Consider the following 26,772-nt stretch of genomic DNA (forward strand, 5'->3'; position numbering starts at 1 on the left):
AGCGATGCCTTTATGCAAGCTGGGCAAACTAAGTATCTGACCCCGCATAAGGAATAGAACATGCTCCATTCGCGAGCCAGAACCATGTTGTTATTATCGCTTCCTGCCCTGGCAATTGGGATTGCGTCCAGTCTTATTCTGATTGTGGTGATGAAAATCGCCTCGGTATTACAGAATTTACTCTGGCAACGACTGCCGGGAAGTCTGGGGATAGCCCAGGATTCACCGCTGTGGATCATCGGAATATTAACGCTGACGGGGATCGCAGTGGGACTGGTTATCCGTTTCAGCCAGGGTCATGCCGGACCAGATCCCGCCAGTGAACCGCTGATCGGCGCGCCAGTCTCCCCTTCTGCGCTACCAGGGCTTATCGTAGCATTAATTCTCGGTCTTGCCGGTGGTGTCAGCCTGGGGCCGGAACATCCGATTATGACCGTTAATATCGCCCTCGCGGTGGCGATAGGCGCTCGTCTGTTGCCTCGAGTTAACCGGATGGAATGGACTATTTTAGCCTCAGCCGGAACTATCGGTGCGCTATTTGGCACACCTGTCGCGGCGGCGTTGATATTTTCGCAAACCTTAAATGGCAGTAATGAAGTGCCGCTATGGGATCGACTCTTTGCGCCGTTAATGGCAGCGGCGGCTGGTGCGCTGACGACAAGTCTATTTTTCCATCCTCATTTTTCGCTGCCCATTGCGCATTACGGACAGATGCAGATGGCAGACATCATCAGCGGTGCGATTGTAGCGGCGATTGCCATCGCTGCGGGGATGGTCGCCGTATGGTGTCTGCCACGGTTGCACGCAATGATGCATCAGATTAAAAACCCTGTGCTCATGCTCGGGGTTGGCGGGTTTATTCTCGGTATTTTGGGCGTTATTGGTGGGCCGGTTTCACTGTTTAAAGGGCTGGATGAGATGCAGCAAATGGTGATGAATCAGGCTTTCAGCACCAGTGATTACTTTTTACTGGCGGTGATTAAGCTCGCCGCTCTGGTCATTGCCGCCGCCAGTGGGTTTCGTGGCGGGCGAATCTTCCCGGCAGTGTTTGTTGGCGTGGCATTAGGTTTGATGCTACATGAACACGTTCCCGCAGTCCCGGCGGCAATTACTGTCTCCTGCGCTATTCTCGGTATGGTACTGGTGGTAACGCGCGATGGTTGGTTAAGCCTGTTTATGGCGGCGGTCGTTGTACCTGATACCAATCTGCTACCGCTACTTTGTATCGTTATGCTTCCGGCATGGCTATTACTGGCTGGTAAACCAATGATGATTGTGAATCGCCCGAAGCAGCAACCACCCCACGATAACCTTTAGCAAAAAATGCTCTCCATCATGATTTAAGAGTTATGGCGATGAAACGGGGCTTTACCTCCCCGTAATATTGCGTTAACAGGCCGCTGATGGCTTCGATCGTGAAGGAGAATAACAATGTTCAGGTCACTGTTTCTGGCGGCCGCCCTGATGGCTTTTACCCCGCTTGCGGCAAACGCAGGTGAAATTACCCTACTGCCATCAATCAAATTACAAATTGGCGATCGCGATCATTACGGTAATTACTGGGACGGTGGTCACTGGCGCGACCGTGATTACTGGCACCGTAATTACGAATGGCGTAAAAACCGCTGGTGGCGTCACGATAATGGCTACCACCGTGGCTGGGATAAGCGTAAAGCGTATGAGCGTGGCTATCGTGAAGGCTGGCGCGACCGTGATGATCATCGCGGGAAAGGCCGTGGACACGGACATCGTCATTAAACACATCCACTAATGGAGCACGATGCCTGATGCGACGCTGGTGCGTCTTATCAGGCCTACAGCCCCACTCCATTGAACGCGTAGGGCGGATAAGGCGTTTTACGCCGCATCCGCCCGTGGTGTCTGATGCGACGCCCGTTCAACTACAACCCCAGCGCCGTTCCCACCAACAGCCAGATATTCAGCGCCACTACCAACACCACAATCACCCAGCCAGTCTGTTTTACGCGTTTGCTGTTCACCAGATCGCCCATCAACTTACTGTCACTGGTGAAAATCAACAGTGGAACCAGCGCCAGGGCGATACCAAAACTTAGCAGCACCTGGCTCATGACCAGAATTCGTGTCGGATCTAATCCCATCAGGATGACAATAAATGACGGCAACATGGTAACTGTCCGGCGCACCCACAGCGGGATATGGAAACGAATAAAACCCTGCATCACCACCTGCCCCGCCAGCGTACCCACCACCGTTGAAGAAAGCCCTGCTGCCACCAGGCTTAAACCAAAGACTGTCGCTGCAGCATTGCTTAACAGCGGTTGCAGCGTCAGGTAGGCTTCGTCAAGATCGGCGACACCAGTATGGCCAGAAAAGTGGAACGCAGCAGCAGCCGTTGCCATCATCGCCAGATTGACAAAACCAGCAATAGTCATGGCAATCGCGACATCCCATTTGGTGGCTGAATAACGTTGCTGGCGTGACCCACCATGCAGATGCTGGGTCAGCGAAGAGTGCAAATAAATCACATGCGGCATAATCGTCGCCCCCAGCACACCCGCAGCCAGGAAGACCGCCTCTGAGGTAGGTAAACTCGGGATCACCATTCCTTTACCTAACTGCGCCAGGTTAGGCTGGGAGAAGATCAGCTCAACAATGTAAGCCGCTGCGACAAACAGCAGTAGCCCGCCAATCACTTTCTCCAGCGGTTTTTGCCCGCGACGTTGCAGCATTAAAATCAGGAAGGTTGCGATACCCGTTAATACGGCACCCTGCAACAGCGAAACCCCAAGAATCAGTTTGAAACCGATAGCCGCGCCAATAAATTCCGCCAGGTCGGTAGCCATCGCAATAATTTCTGCCTGAACCCAATAGAACCAGACGACCGGACGCGGGTAGTGATCGCGAATTTGTTCCGCCAGATTTTTACCGGTGGCAATCCCCAGCTTGGCCGAGAGGATCTGAATCAGCATCGCCATCAGATTAGCCCAGACAACAACCCACAATAGCTTATAGCCGAAGCTGGCACCCGCCTGAATATTGGTCGCAAAGTTGCCGGGATCGATATAACCAATCGCCGCAATGAACGCAGGTCCCATTAATGCGAGCCTCATCTTGCGCGCCGCCCGTCCGCTGCTACTCTCAACGCGATAGTTCGTCATCTTGTTGTGCCTCTAAAACATAGCCTTTGCTATGTTTCATGCTATGTCAAACGAGAATGATTATCAAATTCATTTAAATGGGTTGTGATGATTTCTCTGATAGACCAGGATTATGACTAAGAAAAGATTGATGGCTTGAATGTTATTTTTATGTTTAATGTTAGCACATTTACATAACTTTCCGCTTCCATACACAACATAGCAGAAATGTAGGACAGCTCACTATTTTTGAAGCTTGTCACAGGACGTCATTATAGTGTGTGTCAGATCTCGTTTTCCTGAATCATGTTGCATAGAATGTGCACGGAAATTTAACCTGCCTCATATTTGGAGCAAATATGGACCGCGTCCTTCATTTTGTACTGGCACTAGCCGTTGTTGCGATTCTCGCATTGCTGGCAAGCAGCGACCGCAAAAAAATTCGTATCCGTTATATTATTCAACTGCTTGTTATCGAAGTATTACTGGCGTGGTTCTTCCTGAACTCTGACGTTGGTCTGGGCTTCGTGAAAGGCTTCTCCGAAATGTTCGAAAAACTGCTCGGATTTGCCAACGAAGGTACTAACTTCGTCTTTGGTAGCATGAATGATCAAGGCCTGGCGTTCTTCTTCCTGAAAGTGCTGTGCCCTATCGTCTTTATTTCTGCGTTGATCGGTATTCTCCAGCACATTCGCGTGTTGCCGGTGATTATTCGCGCGATTGGTTTCCTGCTTTCCAAAGTCAATGGCATGGGCAAACTGGAATCCTTTAACGCCGTCAGTTCCCTGATTTTGGGACAATCCGAGAACTTTATCGCCTATAAAGATATCCTCGGCAAAATCTCCCGTAATCGTATGTACACCATGGCAGCAACAGCGATGTCCACCGTGTCGATGTCCATCGTTGGCGCATACATGACGATGCTGGAGCCGAAATACGTCGTTGCTGCACTGGTACTGAACATGTTCAGCACCTTTATCGTACTGTCGCTGATCAACCCTTACCGTGTTGACGCCAGCGAAGAAAACATTCAGATGTCCAACCTGCACGAAGGTCAGAGCTTCTTCGAAATGCTGGGTGAATACATTCTGGCAGGTTTCAAAGTTGCCATTATCGTTGCAGCGATGCTGATCGGCTTTATCGCTCTGATCGCCGCACTGAACGCACTGTTTGCCACCGTGACTGGCTGGTTTGGCTACAGCATCTCCTTCCAGGGCATCCTGGGCTACATCTTCTATCCGGTTGCATGGGTAATGGGTGTTCCATCCAACGAAGCACTGCAAGTGGGCAGTATCATGGCGACCAAACTGGTTTCCAACGAGTTCGTTGCGATGATGGATCTGCAGAAAATTGCTTCCACGCTTTCTCCGCGTGCAGAAGGCATCATCTCTGTATTCCTGGTATCCTTTGCTAACTTCTCTTCTATCGGGATTATCGCGGGCGCGGTTAAAGGTCTGAACGAAGAGCAAGGTAACGTGGTTTCTCGCTTCGGTCTGAAACTGGTTTACGGCTCTACGCTGGTGAGCGTACTTTCTGCGTCAATCGCAGCACTGGTGCTTTAAGTCCAATACATTCATTAAAAAAGCCGGGGAATGTTCCCCGGCTTCAGTTTGTTGACAACGTGTGCTCTGTTTATGCCGGATGCGGCGTAAACGCTTTATCCGGCATACAAAACATCGCAAATTCAATAGATTGTGATTCCCATCCAGGCCTGATAAGCATAGCGCATCAGACAGTTTACTGGTTGTCATCAGCCTCAAATGCCGGGGATAATCCCCCGGCTTTTTTACGCCTGTTAATCAGCTAATGGCTGCGGGCGACCAATCAAATACCCTTGCAGATATTGCACCCCAAGTTTATGCAATAACGCCTGCTGCTGTTGCGTTTCGACAAACTCCGCTACCACGCTTAACGACTTCGCTTTCGCCAGGTCGGTAATTGACCGCACAATCATCGCATCCAGCGTATTAGTCACTATATCTTTCACAAAGACGCCATCAATCTTGATGATATCGGCCTGCAAACGTTTTAATCGCTCGTAGTTGGCATAACCAGTGCCAAAGTCATCAATCGCAATACGGAAGCCAAATTTATGCAGTTGCTCGATGTTGTACATGCTGCTCTCTGCATTTGAAAACGCCTGCTCCTCGGTGATCTCAAGAATGACTGTCTCCGGGGAGATGTGATAACGCTTAAACAGACGAATAATCCGCCCGGCGATATTTTTTTGCAACAGAGTGAGCGGCATTAAATTGACTGAAAAGCGCGGACCTTTATTGTTGGAAGGGTGAGTTGCTAACCACTTCAACAGAGATTCCAGCACCTGCAAATCGAAACGCGCGCTAAGGTTAAACTGGGCGATAAGCGGCAGAAATTTATCCGGCGTCATAATGCCGTCGTCATATTTCAGACGCGCCAGGATCTCATCATAGCCCTGCCCCTCTTTGTTACGAATGGGCTGGGCGTAGAGAAGCAAATCACCATTATCTAACGCCTTACGAATGGTGTTCAGCAACAGTACCTGTTTGGTGGTCTGCCCGGACGCCATCTCCTCTCGATTATCCAACGCCAACACGTGGTGATGAACGCAGGATTGTTCCGCCAGCCAGCTTAACTGCCCCAACATAGGCTGCAGGGTTTCCTGATTGCCATCAAAACGCCCCCAGGCGGCACCATAGCCCATATCCAGACCGGTGTTGTTCCAGTGAATCTGCCGACTATTGAGGATGTTAACCATATGCTGTAGTCGGCCTTCCGTTTCCGGCCCGGTCAGTACCAACAGCAATTCACTGCCCGGCAGTTGATACAACTTTTCGTTTTCCTGCATCAACGGCAGCAAGGTACGGTAAATTGAGCGGATACAATGAACACGCATCACCAGACCGTAATGACGACTCATAAACTCAAGATTATCAATACGCAGGCAGCAAAAACTCTTTCCCGCCTCCTGCTCCTGCGATTGCTCCAGTGCACGAAAGTTGGGTAATAGCGTTAATGGATCGGTCAGCGCCTGCAAATGCCAGCGGCGATTAAGCCATTCACTTCGATGGTAAATACGCACCATGTAAAGCAGGCAAACGCTAAAGGAAATCAGCACCGCGAGAATAAATGCCAGCGAATATTCAGTTTCGACCCCTTGTAAAAAATTCTGGTTGTAATTCAAGAGGAAAAGAGTCGAAACAGCCCAGGTGAGATTTAAAAACGGATAACGAAGTTTACCAACACCAAGGGTAAAGATGATGAAGAAAACGGGCACCAGGTAACCGGCAATAAAGTCGTTTTCATAAGGCGTACACATCAGAAGTAGCAGTACGCTAAGAGCCGCCAGCCAGCTTAAAGTAAATGCACGTTTCTCTTTGTTCAGCGACGGGGCGATATCCCTGCGCCACAATATCTGCGCAAAGTGGGGGCTTACAATCATGCGAGTGAGATAGTAATAGAGCATGTTGTAAATCAACACTGCCGTGAAAAGGCTAAGTAAATCAACGACCGTGAAAATAGCATCTGCATCGCCGAAAAATGTCGATATCTTTAGCGGGAAATCAAAAAAGCTACCCACCAGATACATGCTGCCTTTGATGCCAATCGGCGTCACTAAACCAAGCCAGAAGAGACGTCGCCAGACGTATCGGGTGGTCAACCCATAACGCCAACGCGTTCCTAACTGCCAGCGTAATATTGCACAGGCACACAGCACTACAAATGTCTGGCTACCGAGCATGACGGCAGTTTGCAAAAATGAGAGATGGAAATTCCACAGATTAGTGCAAAACATCCCGCATAAAACAGGAACAACACCACGCCAGCCAAAGATGAACAATATTGACAGCATTACGCACAGTGGCATCCACGCCAGAAAGATATAGCTGGAGTGGATAACGGCAAGTGGCGAAATAAAACGGGATAGCTGAATAAGTACCACGGTGAGCGTAAACGCCAGTGTGAATATCTTGATATTTTTTATCAGATTATGCTCCACAAACATGAGTAGACTACTCTCACTGATCGGGGTTTTCAGGCACCCAAATAATAAGTTTATTCGCATCGCGAAGCAAACAGGAGTCGGCCTGTTGCCGCTTTTTCATCCAATGATGCTTTCACCAGGCGGCACTAACCCGGGCGTAGACTGTATTACAAAAGCGGCAAAAATCAGAGACAAAAAACCCCCGCTTCGCAGCGAGGGTTTGAAATTTGGTGGAGCTAAGCGGGATCGAACCGCTGACCTCTTGCATGCCATGCAAGCGCTCTCCCAGCTGAGCTATAGCCCCATCACGTAAAGCTTGTCGAGTTGACGGGCGGCATCATATGAATTCCGTCCGAATGTGTCAACGGCAAATTGCAGCGTCTTGTTTCAATCGCTGAAAAATCAGGCAAATGAACATTTTTGGATTACGCCTCGCATTCAGTAGTTATTCATGTCACGGTTTCATGTAAATTGATGCTATAAAATGAACACTTAATAGACCCACAACTATTCCGGGAATTGTTATGTTCAAGGAGAGGATGACGCCAGATGAACTTGCCAGACTGACCGGTTATAGCCGCCAGACCATTAATAAATGGGTACGCAAGGAAGGCTGGACGACATCACCAAAACCGGGCGTCCAGGGGGGCAAGGCTCGACTGATACACGTAAATGAACAGGTTCGTGAATATATTCGCAATGCAGAACGCCCGGAGGGTCAGGGAGAAATACCCGCCCTGTCTGGCGATGCACCGCTTGAAGTGCTGTTAGCTACGCTGGCGAAAGAGATGACGCCGGCTGAACAAAAGCAGTTTACATCATTGCTTCTGCGGGAAGGGATTATCGGGTTATTACAACGCTTAGGGATTCGCAACAGCAAATAATATGAAAAGATTACGCAATAAAATGACCACCGAAGAACTGGCGGAATGCCTCGGTGTGGCGAAACAAACAGTTAACCGCTGGATTAGAGAAAAAGGCTGGAAAACAGAAAAATTTCCCGGAGTGAAAGGTGGTCGAGCCAGACTTATTCTACTGGACACTCATGTTTGCGAATTTATTCAAAACACGCCTGCCTTCCATAATACGCCAATGCTTCTCGAGGCCGAAGAATCCCTTGCTGAATACGCGCCGGGTATGCGCACTCCGGCTTATCGGCAAATAATCAGCGCAATAGACAATATGACTCACAGTGAGCAGGAAAAAGTTGCGCAATTTTTATCGCGTGAAGGGATTCGTAATTTCCTTGCCCGTCTCGACATTGACGAATCAGCATAAATAAAAAACGGCAGGATACTATCTCCTGCCGTTTGTCTTTTATGCGCTAATTACTGCTGGCTTTCGCGTTCAGCAATAAAAGCCAGAGCTTTGTTGATGCGCTCGATGCTACGAGCTTTGCCGATCGCGTGAACGGTAACATCCAGTGCCGGCGACTGCCCCGCACCAGTGACAGCGACACGCAGCGGCATACCGACTTTGCCCATCCCCACTCCCAGCTCGTCCGCCGTCGTCTGAATAGCGTGGTGAACGTTTTCAGCTGTCCAATCAGTAATAGCTGCCAGTTTGTCGCGAACCACTTCCAGCGGCTGACGCGCTACCGGGCGCAGATGTTTTTTCGCTGCATCGGCATCGAACTCAGCAAAATCTTCGTAGAAGTAACGGCAGCTCTGTGCCATTTCTTTCAGAGTTTTGCAGCGTTCTCCCAGCAGTTTAACCAGATCCGCCAGCTGCGGGCCGTTGCGGGTATCGATATTTTCCTGCTCGATGTGCCACTGTAAATGGGTAGCAACATACTCCGGCGGCAGCGTGTTAATGTAGTGGTGGTTTAACCACAGCAGCTTGTCGGTATTGAACGCGCTGGCAGATTTGCTGACGGCATTCAGGGTGAAGTATTTGATCATCTCTTCACGGGTGAAGATTTCCTGATCGCCATGGGACCAGCCCAGACGCACCAGATAGTTCAGCAATGCTTCCGGCAGATAGCCGTCGTCGCGATACTGCATTACGCTGACCGCACCGTGACGTTTGGACAGTTTTTTACCGTCATCGCCGTTGATCATAGAAACGTGCGCGTAAACCGGCACTGGTGCTTTCAGGGCTTTCAGAATGTTGATCTGGCGCGGCGTGTTGTTGATATGGTCTTCACCACGGATAACATGGGTGATTTCCATATCCCAGTCATCGACAACTACACAGAAGTTATAGGTCGGAGAACCATCGGTACGACGGATAATCAGATCATCCAGCTCCTGGTTGCTGAACTCGATCGGACCACGGATCTGATCGTCAAAAACCACAGAACCTTCTTGCGGATTAGCAAAACGTACGACACACGGTTCATCATCAGCATGATGCTCATGGCTGTGGCGGCAGCGACCGTCATAACGCGGCTTCTCACCTTTCGCCATTTGCTCTTCACGCAGTGCTTCCAGACGCTCTTTAGAGCAATAGCATTTATAGGCCGTGCCCTCTTCCAGCATCTGATCGATAACTGCGTTATAGCGATCAAAACGTTTGGTCTGATAGTACGGACCTTCATCCCACTCCAGACTCAGCCAGTTCATACCATCCATAATGGCTTCGATAGCTTCCGGCGTAGAACGCTCAAGATCGGTGTCTTCAATACGCAGCACGAACTCACCGCCGTGGTTACGTGCAAAAAGCCAGGAATAAAGAGCAGTACGCGCGCCGCCAACGTGCAGATAGCCTGTTGGGCTTGGCGCGAAGCGAGTTTTGATTTTCATGAAATGGCCTTACGTTTAGAAAGATGCCGACAACCGGCAAATCCTGGAAAAATTGAGTGGGCGATATTCTATCACTCCAGCCTGATTCCTCAATGTAGTTCGGGTTGCTACATGATGCATTATTGTTTTCGTTGAGAAATTGCGCAACACGGTCTGTTTTGCGATCACCCTGCTTAATTTTACGACGAACAAACAAATTCTTTAGAAAATGCGTTGACTCATTTCGAATTCTCCCTATAATGCGACTCCACACAGCGGGGGTGATTAGCTCAGCTGGGAGAGCACCTCCCTTACAAGGAGGGGGTCGGCGGTTCGATCCCGTCATCACCCACCAACTACTTTATGTAGTCTCCGCCGTGTAGCAAGAAATTGAGAAGTGGGTGATTAGCTCAGCTGGGAGAGCACCTCCCTTACAAGGAGGGGGTCGGCGGTTCGATCCCGTCATCACCCACCACTTCGGGTCGTTAGCTCAGTTGGTAGAGCAGTTGACTTTTAATCAATTGGTCGCAGGTTCGAATCCTGCACGACCCACCAATGTAAAAAAGCGCCCTAAAGGCGCTTTTTTGCTATCTGCGATTTGCGAAATTGCCTGATGCGCTTCGCTTATCAGACCTACGATTTCCGGCAACTCCTCGCCTACTGTGTCAATGCTGCCAACAGCTTAACCATCGCGGGTGTCACCTGCTGCGTTTCATAAACAATATACAAATCTGCCGGGATGCGCTCTTTGAGCGGACGGAAAATGACACCTGGCCAGTTCATCTGTGCGTAGCTGTCTGCTATCAAGGTGATACCAATACCCATACTGATCATGGCCAGCACCGTTTGCGGTTCATTAACTTCGCGAATAACAACCGGTGAAAACCCCGCCTGCTGACAAACACGCTGCAAAAAATCCCAGTCTGTGTACACGGGCGGCATTGTGACAAAATACTCGTCACGTAGTGCTTCCAGCGGAACGGCGGAATATGATGAGAGGTGATGCTCTTCAGGCATCGCTACCAGAAACGCCGATTCATGCAAGCGTAAGCTGGTAAAATCTTCCGGTGGTTCTGTCGCCATTCGCCAGATCCCGGCATCAAGTTCGCGACGCTCCAACAGCGCCATTTGCATCGCAGGCATCTTTTCGCGAAACAGTACTTCAACGTTGGGGTTTTCCCTAAGAAATCGCCGCATAACCGGTCGCATCCGTCCCCACATTGCCGTTCCGACCACACCGAGTTCAATCCGCCCTGCTTCTCCCCGCCCTATTTGTTCAATCCGAGCCAACACCTGATTTGCATTCATCAGCAATCGGCGCGATTCTTCCATCAAAATTTTGCCCGCGTGTGTCAGGACGACGCTGCGCGAGTGACGAATAAAAAGCTGTGTGCCAAGTTGATTTTCCAGCTCTTTAATATGAATACTGAGCGGAGGCTGAGACATATTTAAACGCGCCGCTGCGCGGCCAAAATGTAACTCTTCCGCTACAGCAAGAAAATAACGGAGCAACTTAAGGTCTGTTCTGTAAATGCGTTCCATAATTAAGTGCTCCGTTTAATAAATATATCTTGTTAAATTATCACGGCATAAAGTATTTCACCACCAGATAACCTACATACATAAACACAATAGATAATATACCCGGCAATACATTTGGCACAGGAATAGGTAATCGCACGATTGTAAATAAAGCACCAATGCCAAAACCGACACCAGAAGAAAATAAAATATCTTTCACTAATTAACCTTTATCATAAAAGCAGCCCCGAAAAACAGAGCTGCAAATCCTTTTAATGTGTCACTGTTCGATGTGTTATCTTTTCAGGGTCATGGTTATATTTAAACCCAAAGAAAAATATCACTGCGAGGAAAAGAGAATATCCTGCAAACATCAGCCAGATAGTTTGCCAGTCTTTTACGCCATCTACCGAGAAGTAATCTACTGCCATACCGCTCAGAATCGAGCCGACCCACGCACCGACACCATTTACCATGGTCATAAAGAGCCCCTGTGCGCTGGCACGAATGCTGGAATCAACTTCCTGTTCGACAAAGACCGAACCGGAAATATTGAAGAAATCAAACGCGCAGCCGTAAACAATCATCGACAGCAGCAGCAAAATAAACCCGGTTGGTGACGGATCGCCATAAGCGAAGAAGCCAAAGCGTAGCGTCCAGGCCACCATACTCATAAGCATGACCGTTTTGATACCGAAACGCTTTAAAAAGAACGGAATCGTCAGAATAAAACCGACTTCAGCCATCTGTGAAACTGACAGTAAAATGGACGGATACTTCACCACGAAGCTATCAGCAAACTCCGGGTTACGAGCAAAATCATGCAGGAACGGGTTGCCAAAAACGTTGGTAATTTGCAGTACCGCGCCCAGCATCATGGCGAAGAGGAAAAAGATGGCCATGCGTGGATTTTTGAACAGGACGAAGGCATCCAGACCGAGCTTACTGGCAAGCGAAGTAGCCACTTTTTTCTGCGCAACAGGAATCTTAGGCAAAGTCAGCGCATAAGCCGACAGCAGCAGAGACGCCCCGGAAGCGATATACAGTTGCAGACTGCTCAATTCCAGATGCAGTAAGCTTACCGCCCACATCGCGATGATGAACCCCACCGTACCAAAAACGCGAATAGGCGGGAAAGCCGTCACCGGGTCAAGCCCCGCCTGGGCGAGGCAGGAATAAGAGACGCTGTTCGATAATGCGATAGTCGGCATAAATGCCATCGCATTGACTAACATCACCCAAAACATCGTATCCGGATCACTCACCGACGCCGCATAAAAAAGCACACCAGCACACACCAAGTGGCACAGCATATATGCACGTTCCGCACGCAGCCATTTATCCGCGATAATCCCCATAATGCCAGGCATAATTATCGCAGCAATCCCTTTGGAGCTGTAGACCATACCGACGTTAGCGCCGGTAAAATGAAGGGTATTAATCATGTAAGAACCGAGGGTAACCAGCCAGCTCCCCCAGATAAAATATTGCAAAAAGGACATTCCCTTTAAGCGTAAAGCGATGCTCATAATCGTTTCCTTATCGCATCATGTGGCCTCACCCGTGAGGCCGTTTATTGTTGTTTTACTTAGGCAATATTGCGCAGAAAGCCGCAAATAAGGTTGATAAAGTTCTGCTTAGAGAGCTCCGCTGCTGCCAGCGTTTGGGTATGCGAGAGCTTCACGTCACTCAGACCTTCCGCCATATTGGTAATCGCAGAAACGGCCACTACCTTCAGGTCACAATGGCGTGCTGAAATAACTTCAGGCACAACGGACATTCCAACGACATCCCCGCCAATAATTTGCATCATGCGAATTTCAGCCGCCGTTTCGAAATTCGGTCCCGGATACGAAACAAACACACCTTCCGTCAGGGGGAATCCCTCTTCTTTCGCCACTTTTTGCAACAGAGCCCGGTAATCCGCATCATAGGCATTTGCCAGCGAGAAGAAGCGTTCTCCAAAACGTTCATCGTTAAGACCCACCATCGGTGTACCCGGCATGGTGTTGATGTGGTCTTTCAGCGCAACCAGACTGCCCGCCCCCACCTCCGGACGCAGTGATCCCGCCGCATTGGCGCAGAACAGCAGTTCACAACCCAGCAATTTGAAAGTACGAATCGCATCGGTCATGATGGTCATTCCACGACCTTCATAGAAATGTCCCCGACCTTTCATACATGCCACCGGAACGCCCTGGAGATGCCCCAACACCAGCTCGCCTGCATGTCCATGCACCGTACTCACCGGGAAGCCCGGCAGCTTTTCATAGGAAATGGCGACAGCGTTCTCAATCTGATCGGCCAGCGCGCCCAGCCCGGAACCTAAAATAAAAGCCACTCGTGGTGTGAAATCTGGTTTATAAGCCCGGATAATATCGACGCAATACAGCGGGTTATGAGAAAAATTTGCCTGAGACATATATATCCTTTTTCTGTAGGGTTGAATCTAACGCCTTTTTATAGCGAGGTTGTCCCGGCTCTTACCAATACACTTTTTTCACGCATTCAATAGTGATTCGATATCGATGAATTTATATCTTTTCACTATTAATTCTCAGCAAAAACTGTATTGGTGATACTCACTCCCTTGCATTAACAATATGCCGTTTTTAAGCAACCATTTTATTAAGCAATCTACTAATAACGATCGGCATAGGGATTTATGCTATGAAAAAACATCTTCTGACTCTTTCCTCTTTATTAGCCATACCTGTTATATCTCATGCAGAATTTAAAGGTGGATTTGCAGATATCGGCGTGCATTACCTGGACTGGACCAGCAGAACCACTGAGAAATCGTCGACCAAATCACACAAAGATGATTTTGGTTATCTTGAACTGGAAGGCGGCGCTAACTTTAGTTGGGGAGAAATGTACGGGTTCTTCGACTGGGAAAACTTTTATAACGACCGCCACGATAAACCAGGTAGCGAGCAGCGTTATACCTTTAAAAATACCAACCGCATTTACCTGGGCGATACCGGATTTAATCTCTACCTACACGCGTATGGCACCTACGGTTCGGCAAATCGGGTGAGTTTCCACGATGATATGTTCCTGTACGGTATCGGCTACAACTTTACTGGCAAGGGGTGGTGGTTCAAACCGTTCTTCGCTAAACGCTATACGGATCAAACCTATTACACTGGCGATAACGGTTACGTGGCAGGTTGGGTTGCGGGTTACAGCTTTATGCTGGGCAGAGAGAAATTCACCCTCACCAACTGGAACGAGTACGAGTTTGATCGTGATGCCACCTACGCAGCAGGTAATGGCGGTAAAGAAGGGCTGAACGGTGCGGTCGCCCTCTGGTGGAACGCTACCGCGAAAATCACCGCAGGCATTCAGTATCGCTACGCGGACGACAAGCTGGGAGAAGCCTGGTATCAGGACGCCATCATTTACTCGGTCAAATTTAACTTCTGAACCATTTCTGCCGGGATTCCCGGCAGAAATACATAACACGATATATGATACAACGAATCCCCTTCTCGCCCTGCCATCACTATTCTCCTTGTTCTTGCTCCACGTCCTCTAATGCTTCAGCAGTTGTTGAAAGTGACCGGTTCTTCCTGCGCTACTGTGACGAAAACATTTAATTGTTTTAATGAGTCATTCATCTATTTTCTTCATGAATGAATGCAATAAATCAATTTTATTTCTCAAACTGAAAGAAGCACAATAGCACCATCGATCATCTGGAGTCTTTATGAAACTTTTTCGTATCCTCGATCCTTTCACCTTAACCCTGGTCACGGTGGTGTTACTGGCTTCTTTCTTTCCGGCCAGAGGCGGTTTTGTCCCCTTCTTTGAAAATCTGACCACGGCAGCCATTGCCCTGTTGTTCTTTATGCACGGCGCGAAGTTGTCGCGAGAGGCCATTATTGCAGGCGGTAGTCACTGGCGACTGCATTTGTGGGTGATGTGCAGTACCTTCGTGCTGTTTCCGGTTCTGGGCGTGTTGTTTGCCTGGTGGAAACCAGTAAACGTCGATCCCATGCTCTATTCCGGCTTTCTCTATCTTTGCATTCTCCCTGCCACCGTGCAGTCTGCAATCGCTTTTACTTCGATGGCGGGCGGTAACGTCGCGGCGGCCGTTTGTTCTGCATCAGCATCCAGCCTGCTGGGTATTTTCCTTTCGCCATTGCTGGTTGGTCTGGTGATGAATGTTCACGGTGCAGAGGGCAGCCTTGAGCAGGTCGGTAAGATTATGCTGCAGCTGTTACTACCTTTTGTGTTGGGGCATCTTTCTCGCCCGTGGATTGGCAACTGGGTGGCGCGCAATAAAAAGTGGATTGCGAAAACTGACCAGACCTCCATTCTGTTGGTGGTCTATACGGCGTTCAGCGAAGCCGTCGTTAACGGCATCTGGCACAAAGTCGGCTGGGGATCGTTGCTGTTTATCGTGGTGGTCAGCTGCGTGCTGTTGGCTATCGTGATTGTGATTAACGTCTTTATGGCACGCCGACTAGGTTTCAATAAAGCGGATGAGATAACGATTGTCTTCTGTGGTTCGAAAAAGAGCCTGGCGAATGGTATTCCGATGGCGAACATTCTGTTCCCAACGTCAGTTATCGGTATGATGGTGCTACCACTGATGATTTTCCATCAGATCCAGCTGATGGTTTGCGCGGTGCTGGCGCGTCGTTATAAGCGCCAGACCGAGCAACTACAGGCGCAGCAGGAAAGCCACGCTGGGAAGATTTAAAGCGGTCGTTTCAGGGGCTGAACCAGTTGCGTCAGCCCCTCGGTTTTAATCAGCAGCGTGATTTGCATTAGCTCACCGAGTTTTCCCGCCGGGAACTCATCCTTGCGGGCAAACCACAAAAGATACTCTTCCGGCAGGTCGATTAAGCGACGCCCTTTATACTTGCCAAACGGCATTATCGTATTGGCTATTTCAATCAGCTGCTCTTTTTCCATCTCAGTTACCCAGCAAACGTAGCATTTCAGCTTCGTCGATCACTTCAATGCCCAATTCCTGCGCTTTCGCCAGTTTAGAACCTGCGGCTTCTCCGGCGATCACCAGATCGGTTTTCTTCGACACGCTGCCCGCAACTTTCGCGCCCAGTTCGACCAGGCGAGCTTTAGCGTCATCACGCGACATCTGACTTAAGCTACCGGTGAGCACCACGGTTTTACCGGCAAACGGACTGTCGATCTCTTCAGCGTTGATGACGACCGGCGCAGGCCAGCGAACGCCTTCCGCTAACAGCTCGCTGATGACATTGCGGTTACTGTCTTCGGCAAAGAAGTTATGAACATGGGATGCAACGACAATTCCGACATCGGGAACTTTTTGCAGCTCTTCAATCGAGGCTGCTTCCAGTGCTTCCAGCGTGCCGAAATATGCCGCCAGACCTGCTGCGGTGGCCTCGCCGACTTCGCGGATGCCAAGCGCATAAAGGAAGCGGGAAAAGGTGGTTTCTTTCGCGTTTTCCAGCGCGTTAACCACGTTTTGCGCTGATTTCGGCCCCATTCTCTCCAGTCCGGTCAGTTTGCCTGCGGTGAGTTTGAACAGATCAGCAGGTGTGTGGACGTACTCTTTTTCGACAAGCTGGTCGATGATTTTGTCACCCATACCGTCAACGTCCATCGCGCGGCGGGAAACAAAGTGTTTCAGCGACTCTTTACGCTGAGCGCCGCAAATCAGGCCACCAGTACAGCGGGCGACTGCTTCTCCTTCCACACGTTCAACATCAGAACCACATACCGGACAATGCGTCGGAAATACAACCTCACGGGTATCTTCCGGGCGTTCAGAAAGCACTACGTTAACCACCTGCGGGATCACATCGCCAGCGCGGCGAATCACCACCTTATCGCCAATACGTAAACCAAGACGTTCGATTTCATCGGCATTGTGTAAGGTAGCATTGCTCACCAGCACGCCTGCAACATGTACAGGTTCCAGACGCGCAACGGGCGTAATAGCGCCGGTACGTCCAACCTGAAACTCAACGTCGCGCACGAAAGTCATCTGTTCCTGCGCCGGGAATTTAAACGCCACTGCCCAGCGCGGGGCTCGTGAAACAAACCCAAGCTGTTCCTGCTGCGCCAGTGAGTTGACTTTAATCACCACGCCGTCGATATCAAAGCCCAACGTCGGGCGGTCTTCTTCAACTTTGTGATAAAACGCCAGCACCTCTTCTGCCGATTCACATAACGTGACACGATCGCTGACCGGTAATCCCCACTTTTTAAATTGCATTAAACGGCCAAGATGGGTGTCAGGCAGCTCGCCGCCTTCCAGTACACCAACGCCGTAGCAGAAGAAAGTGAGCGGTCGCTTCGCCGTGATACGTGGATCAAGCTGACGCAGCGAACCTGCCGCCGCATTACGTGGGTTAGCAAATACTTTCCCGCCCGTGCGTCGCGCCTCTTCGTTGATCTTTTCGAATCCCGCTTGCGGCAGGAATACTTCACCACGTACTTCCAGACGCGCCGGGATATTCTCACCATGCAATTTCAACGGAATAGCGCGGATAGTACGGACGTTAGACGTAATGTCTTCTCCGGTGGTGCCATCGCCACGGGTCGCCGCACTGACCAGAACGCCATTCTCATACAGAATGCTGACGGCAAGACCATCCAGCTTCAGCTCACAGCACCAGGTGACTTTTTCGTTACTTTTCAGACGATCCAGTACGCGTTTGTTGAAGGCGAGAAAACTCTCTTCATCAAAAACGTTGTCCAACGACAGCATCGGAACTTCATGACGAATCTGGCTGAAGGCTGCCAGCGGTGCTGCGCCTACGCGCTGGGTTGGTGAATCCGGGGTAATGAGTTCCGGATGTTTTGCTTCCAGCTCGCGCAGCTCACGCATCAGCCTGTCGTATTCAGCGTCGGGAATTTCCGGCGCATCCATCACATGATAAAGATATTCATGATGGCGAAGCGTCGTTCGCAGTTCTGTGAGTTGTCTTTCGATTGATTCCATATCGCACCATCAATGCTAAAAACCCCCGACAAGCGGGGGTTCGAAGAAGAGTTAATTTGCCTTAAGTGTATCAGGCGTTAGCGTCTTTCACTTCGCGGATGATGTCCTGATACTCGCGCAGTTTCTGCGGAGTCATCATACGGCGCTGATCGTCAAGAACCACGCCACCGACTTCATCAGCGATATGCTGCGCAGATTGCAGCATCAGCTTGAAGTTTTGCAGTTCATCACCATAAGACGGAACCTGCATAAAGATAGTGACGCCAGGAGTGGTGAAATCCTTCATTTCAGGATCGAATGTTCCCGGTTTCACCATATTCGCCAGGCTGAATAACGCAGGGCCACTGCCGTCCGGGCTAAGATGACGATGGTAAATATTCATATCGCCAAAGATGAAGCCCGCCTGCTGAATGCTGTTAAGAAGCAGTTCACCATTAAGCTCGCTACCGTGATGCGCCGCAACGTTCATAATGATCACCGCTTCTTTGCGTTTCGGCTTATCCATGACAGGCGCCGGTTCATTTACAGGTTCAGGCTGCGGTGCCGCTACGGGTTCTGCAACCTGGAAAGCCTGCTGCGCTGGTTGGGGCACTGGCTGCGTCGGTTGTGGAGCTGGCGGTACTTGCGAAACAACTGGCTGTTCAGGCTGCGGCTGGTAGGCCGGCTGCTGAACTGGCTGCGGTTGCTGAACCGGCTGCGCTGAATGCGGAGCATGTTGCGGCGATACCTGCGCTTCAGGCGGCTGCTGAACCGGTTGACGCGGCTGCGCAGACGCATAAGGCGGTTGGTACTGGTGTTGCGGCGACGGACGAGCAGCCTCATGCTCCTGGGCGTTAGCCGGGGCATGATTTACGCGGTGAACACGAACCTCACCAACGCCCTCATCATCTTCGACATCCTCGTCATAAGAATCGTCGTCACGTTTTGACTTCATTCGTTTTAATGGCCGATCGCGGAACATAGAAGATCGTTCTTTACGGCTGGTCCAGAAACCATGTACCAGTAAAGCGATTATGGCGATCGCGCCAACAATGATTAATATCAGACGCAAATCCTGCATCATTATATTCTCTGTTGTTCTAACACCTTGCCACCACGGCAAACATTTACTCACTAAGAGTATTTGCCGATTACCTCGAGTGCAAGTGCACTCTTAACTTTCACAGCACAAAGATAGATGAAATCGTGCTTTTTGCTGTTTTTTCGAACATATCCTAACTGTCCATTGCGCAATTAGTCGGTAAAATACGCAGAATTTTCCTGGGATTGGTCAAAAGGAGCATCTCCTGATTATGGTTTCAACATACACATCTTCCCCACGCAGCGGTTTTTACTATTTTGCGCAAGGCTGGAAGCTCGTCTCGCAACCCGGGATTCGGCGTTTTGTCATTTTACCTCTGTTAGTCAATATTTTGTTGATGGGAAGTGCATTCTGGTGGCTCTTTACCCAACTGGATGTCTGGATCCCATCATTAATGAGCCACGTGCCTGACTGGCTGCAATGGTTAAGCTATTTGCTGTGGCCTGTCGCGGTTCTCTCCGTGCTACTGATTTTTGGCTATTTTTTCTCAACTATTGCGAACTGGATTGCCGCGCCATTTAACGGTTTATTGGCTGAACAGCTGGAAGCAAGGCTGACAGGCGCTACGCCGCCGGATACCGGAATTTTTGGCATCATGAAAGATGTGCCGCGAATTATGAAACGCGAATGGCAAAAATTTGCGTGGTATTTGCCACGCGCCATCGTATTGCTGATCCTCTACTTCATCCCGGGCATCGGGCAAACCGTCGCGCCAGTGTTGTGGTTCCTGTTCAGCGCCTGGATGTTAGCCATTCAGTATTGCGACTATCCGTTCGACAACCACAAAGTGCCGTTCAAAGAGATGCGCACTGCCCTGCGCACGCGCAAAATCACCAATATGCAGTTTGGCGCATTAACGAGTCTGTTCACGATGATCCCGGTGCTCAACCTGTTCATCATGCCGGTGGCCGTCTGTGGCGCGACAGCGATGTGGGTCGATTGCTATCGCGCTAAACATGCATTATGGCGGTAACAATCTTCCGGTTGTTTTGTAAACTTTTTGTATGAAACAGGGGTGGCTTATGCCACCCTTATTCCATCTTGCAAGCCATTATTTCCCTTCTGTATATAGATATGCTAAATCCTTACTTCCGCATATTCTCTGAGCGGGTATGCTACCTGTTGTATCCCAATTTCATACAGTTAAGGACAGGCCATGAGTAAGATTTTTGAAGATAACTCGCTGACTATCGGTCACACACCGCTGGTTCGCCTGAATCGCATCGGTAACGGACGTATTCTGGCGAAGGTGGAATCTCGTAACCCCAGCTTCAGCGTTAAGTGCCGTATCGGTGCCAATATGATTTGGGATGCCGAAAAACGCGGCGTGCTGAAACCCGGCGTTGAACTGGTTGAACCCACCAGCGGCAACACTGGTATTGCTCTGGCTTATGTGGCAGCCGCTCGCGGTTATAAACTCACTCTGACCATGCCAGAGACAATGAGTATTGAACGTCGCAAACTGCTGAAAGCCCTGGGCGCAAACCTGGTACTGACTGAAGGCGCGAAAGGCATGAAAGGCGCGATTCAAAAAGCAGAAGAAATTGTCGCCAGTAACCCAGAGAAATACCTGCTGCTGCAACAATTCAGCAACCCGGCGAATCCGGAAATTCATGAAAAAACCACCGGTCCGGAGATCTGGGAAGATACCGACGGTCAGGTTGATGTATTTATTGCGGGTGTCGGTACTGGCGGTACGCTGACCGGCGTTAGCCGCTACATTAAAGGCACCAAAGGCAAGACTGATCTCATCTCTGTCGCCGTTGAGCCAACCGATTCTCCCGTCATCGCCCAGGCGCTGGCAGGTGAAGAAATCAAACCCGGCCCGCATAAAATCCAGGGCATCGGCGCTGGCTTTATCCCGGCGAACCTTGATCTCAAACTGGTCGATAAAGTTATTGGCATCACCAATGAAGAAGCTATCTCTACTGCACGTCGTTTAATGGAAGAAGAAGGCATTCTTGCCGGAATCTCTTCCGGCGCGGCGGTTGCTGCGGCGTTGAAACTACAAGAAGATGAAAGCTTTACCAATAAGAATATTGTGGTTATTCTGCCATCATCGGGTGAGCGTTATTTAAGCACCGCATTATTTGCCGATCTCTTTACCGAAAAAGAATTGCAACAGTAATGCCAGGTTGTTAAAAATGCGTAAAAAAGCACCTTTTCAGGTGCTTTTTTGTGGCCTACTTCAAATTTTAGCCTCTCCTGGCATTGATTCAGCCTGTCGGAACTGGTATTTAACCTGACTAATTATTTTGATGCGCGAAATTAATCGTTACAGGAAAAGCCTTAGCTGAATCGATTTTATGATTTGGTTCAATTCTTCCTTTAGCGGCATAATGTTTAATGATGAACGAAACGTCAGCGGTCAATATCCGCCAGCAATGGACTGTACAGAACACTTCGTGCGTCGCGTCTGTTAAAAACTGGCGCTAACAATACAGGCTAAAGTCAAACCGCCAGGCTAGACTTTAGTTCCACAACACTAAACCTATAAGTTGGGGAAATACAATGTTCCAGCAAGAAGTTACCATTACCGCTCCGAACGGTCTGCACACCCGCCCTGCTGCCCAGTTTGTAAAAGAAGCTAAGGGCTTCACTTCTGAAATTACTGTGACTTCCAACGGCAAAAGCGCCAGCGCAAAAAGCCTGTTTAAACTGCAGACTCTGGGCCTGACTCAAGGGACCGTTGTGACTATCTCCGCTGAAGGCGAAGACGAGCAGAAAGCGGTTGAACATCTGGTTAAACTGATGGCGGAACTCGAGTAATTTTCCGGGTTCTTTTAAAAATCAGTCACAAGTAAGGTAGGGTTATGATTTCAGGCATTTTAGCATCCCCGGGTATCGCTTTCGGTAAAGCTCTGCTTCTGAAAGAAGACGAAATCGTCATTGACCGGAAAAAAATTTCTGCCGACCAGGTTGATCAGGAAGTTGAACGTTTTCTGAGCGGTCGTGCCAAGGCATCAGCCCAGCTGGAAACGATCAAAACGAAAGCTGGTGAAACGTTCGGTGAAGAAAAAGAAGCCATCTTTGAAGGGCATATTATGCTGCTCGAAGATGAGGAGCTGGAGCAGGAAATCATAGCCCTGATTAAAGATAAGCACATGACGGCTGACGCAGCTGCTCATGAAGTTATTGAAGGTCAGGCTTCTGCCCTGGAAGAACTGGATGATGAATACCTGAAAGAGCGTGCGGCTGACGTGCGTGATATCGGTAAGCGCCTGCTGCGCAATATCCTGGGTCTGAAGATTATCGATCTGAGCGCCATTCAGGATGAAGTCATTCTGGTTGCCGCTGACCTGACACCGTCCGAAACCGCACAGTTGAACCTGAAGAAGGTACTGGGTTTCATCACCGACGCAGGTGGCCGTACTTCCCACACTTCTATTATGGCGCGCTCTCTGGAGTTGCCGGCCATCGTGGGTACTGGTAGCGTCACTTCGCAGGTGAAAAATGACGACTATCTGATTCTGGATGCCGTAAATAATCAGGTTTACGTCAATCCAACCAACGAAGTTATCGATAAATTGCGCGCTGTTCAGGAGCAAGTTGCTTCTGAAAAAGCAGAGCTTGCTAAACTGAAAGATCTCCCGGCTATTACGCTGGACGGTCACCAGGTAGAAGTGTGCGCTAACATCGGTACTGTTCGTGATGTTGAAGGTGCAGAACGTAACGGCGCTGAAGGCGTTGGTCTGTATCGTACCGAATTCTTGTTCATGGACCGCGACGCGCTGCCAACAGAAGAAGAACAGTTTGCTGCCTATAAAGCAGTGGCTGAAGCGTGTGGTTCGCAGGCTGTTATCGTTCGTACCATGGACATTGGCGGCGACAAAGAGCTGCCGTACATGAACTTCCCGAAAGAAGAGAACCCGTTCCTCGGCTGGCGTGCTATCCGTATCGCGATGGATCGCAAAGAGATCCTGCGCGATCAGCTCCGCGCTATCCTGCGTGCCTCTGCTTTCGGTAAATTGCGCATCATGTTCCCGATGATCATCTCTGTCGAAGAAGTACGCGCTCTGCGCAAAGAGATCGAAATCTACAAACAGGAACTGCGCGACGAAGGTAAAGCGTTTGACGAATCAATTGAAATTGGCGTGATGGTGGAAACACCGGCTGCCGCAACAATTGCGCGTCATTTAGCCAAAGAAGTTGATTTCTTTAGTATCGGCACCAATGATTTAACGCAGTACACTCTGGCAGTTGACCGTGGTAATGATATGATTTCACACCTTTACCAGCCAATGTCACCGTCCGTGCTGAACTTGATCAAGCAAGTTATTGATGCTTCTCATGCTGAAGGCAAATGGACTGGCATGTGTGGTGAGCTTGCTGGCGATGAACGTGCTACACTTCTGTTGCTGGGGATGGGTCTGGACGAATTCTCTATGAGCGCCATTTCTATCCCGCGCATTAAGAAGATTATCCGTAACACGAACTTCGAAGATGCGAAGGTGTTAGCAGAGCAGGCTCTTGCTCAACCGACAACGGACGAGTTAATGACGCTGGTTAACAAGTTCATTGAAGAAAAAACAATCTGCTAATCCACGAGATGCGGCCCAATTTACTGCTTAGGAGAAGATCATGGGTTTGTTCGATAAACTGAAATCTCTGGTTTCCGATGACAAAAAGGATACCGGAACTATTGAGATCATTGCTCCGCTCTCTGGCGAGATCGTCAATATCGAAGACGTGCCGGATGTCGTTTTTGCGGAAAAAATCGTTGGTGATGGCATTGCTATCAAACCGACTGGTAACAAAATGGTCGCTCCGGTTGACGGCACCATTGGTAAAATCTTTGAAACCAACCACGCGTTCTCTATCGAATCCGATAGCGGCGTTGAGCTGTTCGTCCACTTCGGTATCGACACCGTTGAACTGAAAGGCGAAGGCTTCAAGCGTATTGCTGAAGAAGGTCAGCGCGTGAAAGTTGGCGATACGGTTATTGAATTCGATCTGCCGCTGCTGGAAGAGAAAGCCAAGTCTACCCTGACTCCGGTTGTTATCTCCAACATGGACGAAATCAAAGAACTGATCAAACTGTCCGGTAGCGTAACTGTGGGTGAAACCCCGGTTATCCGCATCAAGAAGTAATTCTTGCCGCAATGAAAAATGGCGCCCATCGGCGCCATTTTTTTATGCTTCTAACAGCGGCGGCAAAATCAATTCATCGCTCTCATGCTGCTGGGTATAACGCATTACCTCCAGCACACGTAAGCCCGCGCTGTGTACCGCGTCGGTTAACGCCTTCCCTTTCAGTAATCCACTGATAAGCTGGGCACAAAACAGATCGCCAGTACCTTTCAGGTCGGTTTTTACCCGTGAATGGGAAATGACATTCACGCTATCGGCACTGACCACCACCACCTGCATCTCCTGATGTTCTTCATTACCGGAGGCGCTGGTAACAACCACCCATTTTAATGTCTCTGAAAGCAGACTTTTTGCGGCAGCAATGGCGCTGTCGAGGTCACGACAATTTTTACCGGTCAGGATTTCCAGCTCAAAGATATTTGGCGTAATCCCCTGCGCCAGCGGCAGTAAATATTGCCGATACGCATCGGGAAGATCAGCTTTGACGTAAATACCGCTATCAATATCGCCAATCACCGGATCAACCATAATCAGCAAGTCAGGATGCTCTTCGCGTAAGGCTGTCAGCCATTCGGCAAGGATTTTGATTTGCGATGCTGTCCCCATATAGCCCGTGGTAACAGCGCGAAGTTGGCGCAGCGCATCACGCTCCTGAAGCGCACGCAAATAGCCGCTAAACCACTCGTCCGGAATCGCACCACCGTAGAACGTATCATAATGCGGCGTATTGCTCAGCAAAACTGTCGGCACGGCAAAGACATTCAGGCCGTTCTGTTTAATCGCAGGCACGGCGATGCTGTTGCCTACGCTGCCATACACCACCTGCGACTGCACGGCGACGATATCCGCCTGCAGCGCCCTGCTCTTATCGTTAAACAACAACAAACTACTCATTTAGTTTTTTCTCCTTGCCGATGATCCCCATCGTATTCCAACCGAAACTTTACCTGATTCTGGCAGTCAAATCGGCTAACACAAAACAAGGATAAGGTAATTCAATGAAGAAAATCATTTGTCTGGTCATTACGCTGTTAATGGCACTCCCCGCTTACGCAAAGTTAACAGCCCATGAAGAAGCCCGCATCAACGCCATGCTCGAGGGATTAGCACAGAAAAAGGATTTGATATTTGTGCGCAACGGCGATGAACACACCTGCGATGAAGCGGTTTCCCATCTGCGTCTGAAGCTGGGCAATACCCGTAATCGTATTGATACTGCCGAGCAATTTATTGATAAGGTTGCCTCGTCATCATCGATTACCGGAAAGCCTTACATTGTGAAGATCCCTGGTAAGAGCGATGAAAACGCGCAACCTTTTTTACATACGTTAATTGCCCAGACGGATAAAACAGTACCTGCGCAATAAACTCAAATCCCCGCCCCCTGGCTAAAGTGCTCTTCGCCAAATACGCCAGTGGAAAGGTAGCGATCGCCGCGATCGCAGATGATCGCTACCACCACCGCGCCAGGGTTGGCTTTTGCCACGCGTAGCGCGCCTGCAACGGCACCGCCGGAGCTAACACCGCAGAAAATACCTTCCCGCACCGCCAGTTCGCGCATGGTGTTTTCCGCATCGCGCTGATGAATATCCAGCACCTCATCCACCAGCGAGGCGTTGAAAATCCCCGGCAGATATTCCGCTGGCCAGCGGCGAATCCCCGGAATGCTGCTGCCCTCTTCTGGCTGCAGGCCAACAATAGTCACCGGTTTGGATTGTTCGCGCATAAAGCGTGACACACCGGTAATGGTGCCGGTTGTCCCCATGCTGGAAACAAAATGGGTAATGTGCCCACCGGTCTGCTGCCAGATTTCCGGCCCGGTGGTGGTGTAATGGGCGTAGGGGTTATCGGGGTTGTTGAACTGATCAAGCAACTTGCCTTCGCCCCGGTTCGCCATTTCCAGCGCCAGATCGCGCGCACCTTCCATGCCCTGTTCTTTGGTGACAAGAATCAGCTCCGCACCGTAGGCACGCATCGCCGCTCGGCGTTCCTGGCTCATATTGTCAGGCATCAGCAATTTCATGCGATAGCCTTTTAGCGCGGCGATCATTGCCAGCGCAATGCCGGTGTTACCGCTGGTGGCTTCAATTAACACATCGCCCGGTTTAATTTCTCCGCGTTTTTCCGCCTCGACAATCATCGATAGTGCCGCGCGATCTTTCACCGAACCTGCCGGATTATTACCTTCCAGCTTTAACCAGACTTCACTGCCGTTATTCGGCCCCATTCGCTGTAATTTCACCAGAGGCGTATTGCCAATTGTTTGTTCTAATGTACTCACGATCTCTGTCCATACGTGGTGTTGCCTGATGCGACGCTTGCGTGTCTTA

Annotated in this window: 26 protein-coding genes and 4 tRNA genes; 16 read left to right on the forward strand and 14 right to left on the reverse strand. The window is 49.8% G+C overall.

What is annotated here, in order from left to right:
* The first annotated feature begins 60 nt into the window (after positions 1-60).
* Together WC5_RS01145 and ypeC are read left to right on the forward strand one after the other, a co-directional pair.
* Entirely contained in the window at positions 61-1,317 is a 1,257-nt protein-coding gene (locus tag WC5_RS01145; RefSeq protein ID WP_000903273.1) for an ion channel protein, read from the forward strand.
* Positions 1,318-1,431: 114 nt separating this feature from the next.
* A complete protein-coding gene (gene ypeC / locus WC5_RS01140; protein ID WP_000490072.1) occupies positions 1,432-1,758 on the forward strand; it encodes a DUF2502 domain-containing protein YpeC in 327 nt (108 codons plus the stop codon).
* Positions 1,759-1,901: 143 nt separating this feature from the next.
* Here the strand turns inward: ypeC and WC5_RS01135 are convergent, their stop codons facing one another.
* Positions 1,902-3,140: an Nramp family divalent metal transporter gene (locus WC5_RS01135; protein WP_000186355.1), complete on the reverse strand. Its 1,239-nt coding sequence runs from the start codon at positions 3,138-3,140 to the stop codon at positions 1,902-1,904.
* Positions 3,121-3,180, reverse strand: a complete 60-nt coding sequence (locus tag WC5_RS26230) for a hypothetical protein (protein WP_423779531.1) — start codon at positions 3,178-3,180, stop codon at positions 3,121-3,123. Before WC5_RS26230 ends, WC5_RS01135 begins: the two co-directional genes overlap by 20 nt.
* 298 nt (positions 3,181-3,478) lie before the next feature.
* Between WC5_RS26230 and nupC the strand changes: the two genes are divergently transcribed.
* Positions 3,479-4,681, forward strand: a complete 1,203-nt coding sequence (gene nupC / locus WC5_RS01130; RefSeq protein WP_010351048.1) for a nucleoside permease NupC — start codon at positions 3,479-3,481, stop codon at positions 4,679-4,681.
* Positions 4,682-4,914: 233 nt separating this feature from the next.
* Here the strand turns inward: nupC and WC5_RS01125 are convergent, their stop codons facing one another.
* Entirely contained in the window at positions 4,915-7,104 is a 2,190-nt protein-coding gene (locus tag WC5_RS01125; RefSeq protein ID WP_010351047.1) for a bifunctional diguanylate cyclase/phosphodiesterase, read from the reverse strand.
* A gap of 207 nt (positions 7,105-7,311) precedes the next feature.
* Positions 7,312-7,387 (reverse strand) — tRNA-Ala (locus WC5_RS01120).
* Between the two features lie 220 nt (positions 7,388-7,607).
* On the opposite strand from WC5_RS01120, the gene WC5_RS01115 reads away from it, so the two are divergent.
* Complete coding sequence (locus WC5_RS01115) at positions 7,608-7,967, forward strand: YfeC-like transcriptional regulator (RefSeq protein WP_000472018.1); 360 nt, start codon at positions 7,608-7,610, stop codon at positions 7,965-7,967.
* 1 nt (position 7,968) lies between these two features.
* Positions 7,969-8,361: a MerR family transcriptional regulator gene (locus tag WC5_RS01110; RefSeq protein WP_000826491.1), complete on the forward strand. Its 393-nt coding sequence runs from the start codon at positions 7,969-7,971 to the stop codon at positions 8,359-8,361.
* Between the two features lie 50 nt (positions 8,362-8,411).
* On the opposite strand, the gene gltX is transcribed toward WC5_RS01110, so the two are convergent.
* Complete coding sequence (gene gltX / locus WC5_RS01105) at positions 8,412-9,827, reverse strand: glutamate--tRNA ligase (RefSeq protein ID WP_000695672.1); 1,416 nt, start codon at positions 9,825-9,827, stop codon at positions 8,412-8,414.
* Between the two features lie 258 nt (positions 9,828-10,085).
* Here gltX and WC5_RS01100 point away from each other — a divergent pair.
* The 3 genes from WC5_RS01100 (at position 10,086) to WC5_RS01090 (ending at position 10,361) form a co-directional block, all read left to right on the forward strand.
* Positions 10,086-10,161 (forward strand) — tRNA-Val (locus WC5_RS01100).
* A gap of 44 nt (positions 10,162-10,205) precedes the next feature.
* A tRNA-Val gene (locus WC5_RS01095) sits at positions 10,206-10,281 on the forward strand.
* Positions 10,282-10,285: 4 nt separating this feature from the next.
* Positions 10,286-10,361, forward strand: a tRNA-Lys gene (locus tag WC5_RS01090).
* 102 nt (positions 10,362-10,463) lie between these two features.
* Here WC5_RS01090 and xapR read toward each other — a convergent pair.
* From xapR to xapA, 4 genes are read right to left on the reverse strand one after another with little or no spacing between them, the layout of a single operon-like run.
* Positions 10,464-11,348 carry a DNA-binding transcriptional regulator XapR gene (xapR, locus tag WC5_RS01085; RefSeq protein WP_000439927.1) on the reverse strand — a complete coding sequence of 295 codons (885 nt, stop codon included), beginning with the start codon at positions 11,346-11,348 and terminating at the stop codon, positions 10,464-10,466.
* A 40-nt stretch (positions 11,349-11,388) separates the two neighbouring features.
* Positions 11,389-11,547, reverse strand: coding sequence for a DUF1427 family protein (locus WC5_RS01080; RefSeq protein WP_000651752.1), 159 nt, complete (start codon positions 11,545-11,547; stop codon positions 11,389-11,391).
* A gap of 52 nt (positions 11,548-11,599) precedes the next feature.
* Complete coding sequence (gene xapB / locus WC5_RS01075) at positions 11,600-12,856, reverse strand: xanthosine/proton symporter XapB (RefSeq protein ID WP_000020384.1); 1,257 nt, start codon at positions 12,854-12,856, stop codon at positions 11,600-11,602.
* A 59-nt stretch (positions 12,857-12,915) separates the two neighbouring features.
* Positions 12,916-13,749: a xanthosine phosphorylase gene (gene xapA / locus WC5_RS01070; RefSeq protein WP_000075898.1), complete on the reverse strand. Its 834-nt coding sequence runs from the start codon at positions 13,747-13,749 to the stop codon at positions 12,916-12,918.
* Between the two features lie 248 nt (positions 13,750-13,997).
* On the opposite strand from xapA, the gene WC5_RS01065 reads away from it, so the two are divergent.
* The gene (locus WC5_RS01065) at positions 13,998-14,756 is read left to right on the forward strand and encodes a nucleoside-specific channel-forming Tsx family protein (protein WP_000716413.1); all 759 of its coding nucleotides are present in this window, start codon (positions 13,998-14,000) and stop codon (positions 14,754-14,756) included.
* A 283-nt stretch (positions 14,757-15,039) separates the two neighbouring features.
* Entirely contained in the window at positions 15,040-16,038 is a 999-nt protein-coding gene (locus WC5_RS01060) for a bile acid:sodium symporter family protein (protein WP_000765628.1), read from the forward strand.
* Here WC5_RS01060 and WC5_RS01055 read toward each other — a convergent pair.
* From WC5_RS01055 to zipA, 3 genes are all read right to left on the reverse strand, one after another.
* Positions 16,035-16,253 carry a DUF3820 family protein gene (locus tag WC5_RS01055; RefSeq protein WP_000410201.1) on the reverse strand — a complete coding sequence of 73 codons (219 nt, stop codon included), beginning with the start codon at positions 16,251-16,253 and terminating at the stop codon, positions 16,035-16,037. The two genes, WC5_RS01060 and WC5_RS01055, sit on opposite strands and share 4 nt — an antisense overlap.
* A 1-nt stretch (position 16,254) precedes the next feature.
* Positions 16,255-18,270, reverse strand: coding sequence for an NAD-dependent DNA ligase LigA (gene ligA / locus WC5_RS01050; protein ID WP_000443722.1), 2,016 nt, complete (start codon positions 18,268-18,270; stop codon positions 16,255-16,257).
* Positions 18,271-18,340: 70 nt separating this feature from the next.
* The gene (zipA, locus tag WC5_RS01045) at positions 18,341-19,333 is read right to left on the reverse strand and encodes a cell division protein ZipA (RefSeq protein ID WP_010350345.1); all 993 of its coding nucleotides are present in this window, start codon (positions 19,331-19,333) and stop codon (positions 18,341-18,343) included.
* Positions 19,334-19,562: 229 nt separating this feature from the next.
* Between zipA and cysZ the strand changes: the two genes are divergently transcribed.
* The 5 genes from cysZ (at position 19,563) to crr (ending at position 24,442) form a co-directional block, all read left to right on the forward strand.
* A complete protein-coding gene (gene cysZ, locus WC5_RS01040; RefSeq protein WP_000255355.1) occupies positions 19,563-20,324 on the forward strand; it encodes a sulfate transporter CysZ in 762 nt (253 codons plus the stop codon).
* A gap of 183 nt (positions 20,325-20,507) precedes the next feature.
* Positions 20,508-21,479, forward strand: coding sequence for a cysteine synthase A (gene cysK, locus WC5_RS01035; RefSeq protein ID WP_000034402.1), 972 nt, complete (start codon positions 20,508-20,510; stop codon positions 21,477-21,479).
* Between the two features lie 383 nt (positions 21,480-21,862).
* A complete protein-coding gene (ptsH, locus tag WC5_RS01030) occupies positions 21,863-22,120 on the forward strand; it encodes a phosphocarrier protein Hpr (RefSeq protein WP_000487600.1) in 258 nt (85 codons plus the stop codon).
* A gap of 44 nt (positions 22,121-22,164) precedes the next feature.
* Positions 22,165-23,892, forward strand: a complete 1,728-nt coding sequence (ptsI, locus tag WC5_RS01025; RefSeq protein ID WP_000623129.1) for a phosphoenolpyruvate-protein phosphotransferase PtsI — start codon at positions 22,165-22,167, stop codon at positions 23,890-23,892.
* Between the two features lie 40 nt (positions 23,893-23,932).
* A complete protein-coding gene (gene crr / locus WC5_RS01020) occupies positions 23,933-24,442 on the forward strand; it encodes a PTS glucose transporter subunit IIA (protein WP_000522247.1) in 510 nt (169 codons plus the stop codon).
* Between the two features lie 42 nt (positions 24,443-24,484).
* Here the strand turns inward: crr and pdxK are convergent, their stop codons facing one another.
* The gene (gene pdxK / locus WC5_RS01015) at positions 24,485-25,336 is read right to left on the reverse strand and encodes a pyridoxine/pyridoxal/pyridoxamine kinase (RefSeq protein WP_000096632.1); all 852 of its coding nucleotides are present in this window, start codon (positions 25,334-25,336) and stop codon (positions 24,485-24,487) included.
* A gap of 104 nt (positions 25,337-25,440) precedes the next feature.
* Here pdxK and WC5_RS01010 point away from each other — a divergent pair, with 104 nt between their 5' ends.
* The gene (locus tag WC5_RS01010) at positions 25,441-25,809 is read left to right on the forward strand and encodes a YfeK family protein (RefSeq protein WP_000719936.1); all 369 of its coding nucleotides are present in this window, start codon (positions 25,441-25,443) and stop codon (positions 25,807-25,809) included.
* Positions 25,810-25,811: 2 nt separating this feature from the next.
* Here the strand turns inward: WC5_RS01010 and cysM are convergent, their stop codons facing one another.
* Positions 25,812-26,723 (reverse strand): cysteine synthase B, encoded by a 912-nt coding sequence (gene cysM, locus WC5_RS01005; protein ID WP_010350340.1) that lies wholly within the window; start codon positions 26,721-26,723, stop codon positions 25,812-25,814.
* Positions 26,724-26,772 lie beyond the last annotated feature (49 nt).

Origin of the sequence: Escherichia sp. KTE114, from assembly GCF_000407765.1 — a bacterium.
In the GTDB taxonomy this organism is placed as follows: domain Bacteria; phylum Pseudomonadota; class Gammaproteobacteria; order Enterobacterales; family Enterobacteriaceae; genus Escherichia; species Escherichia ruysiae.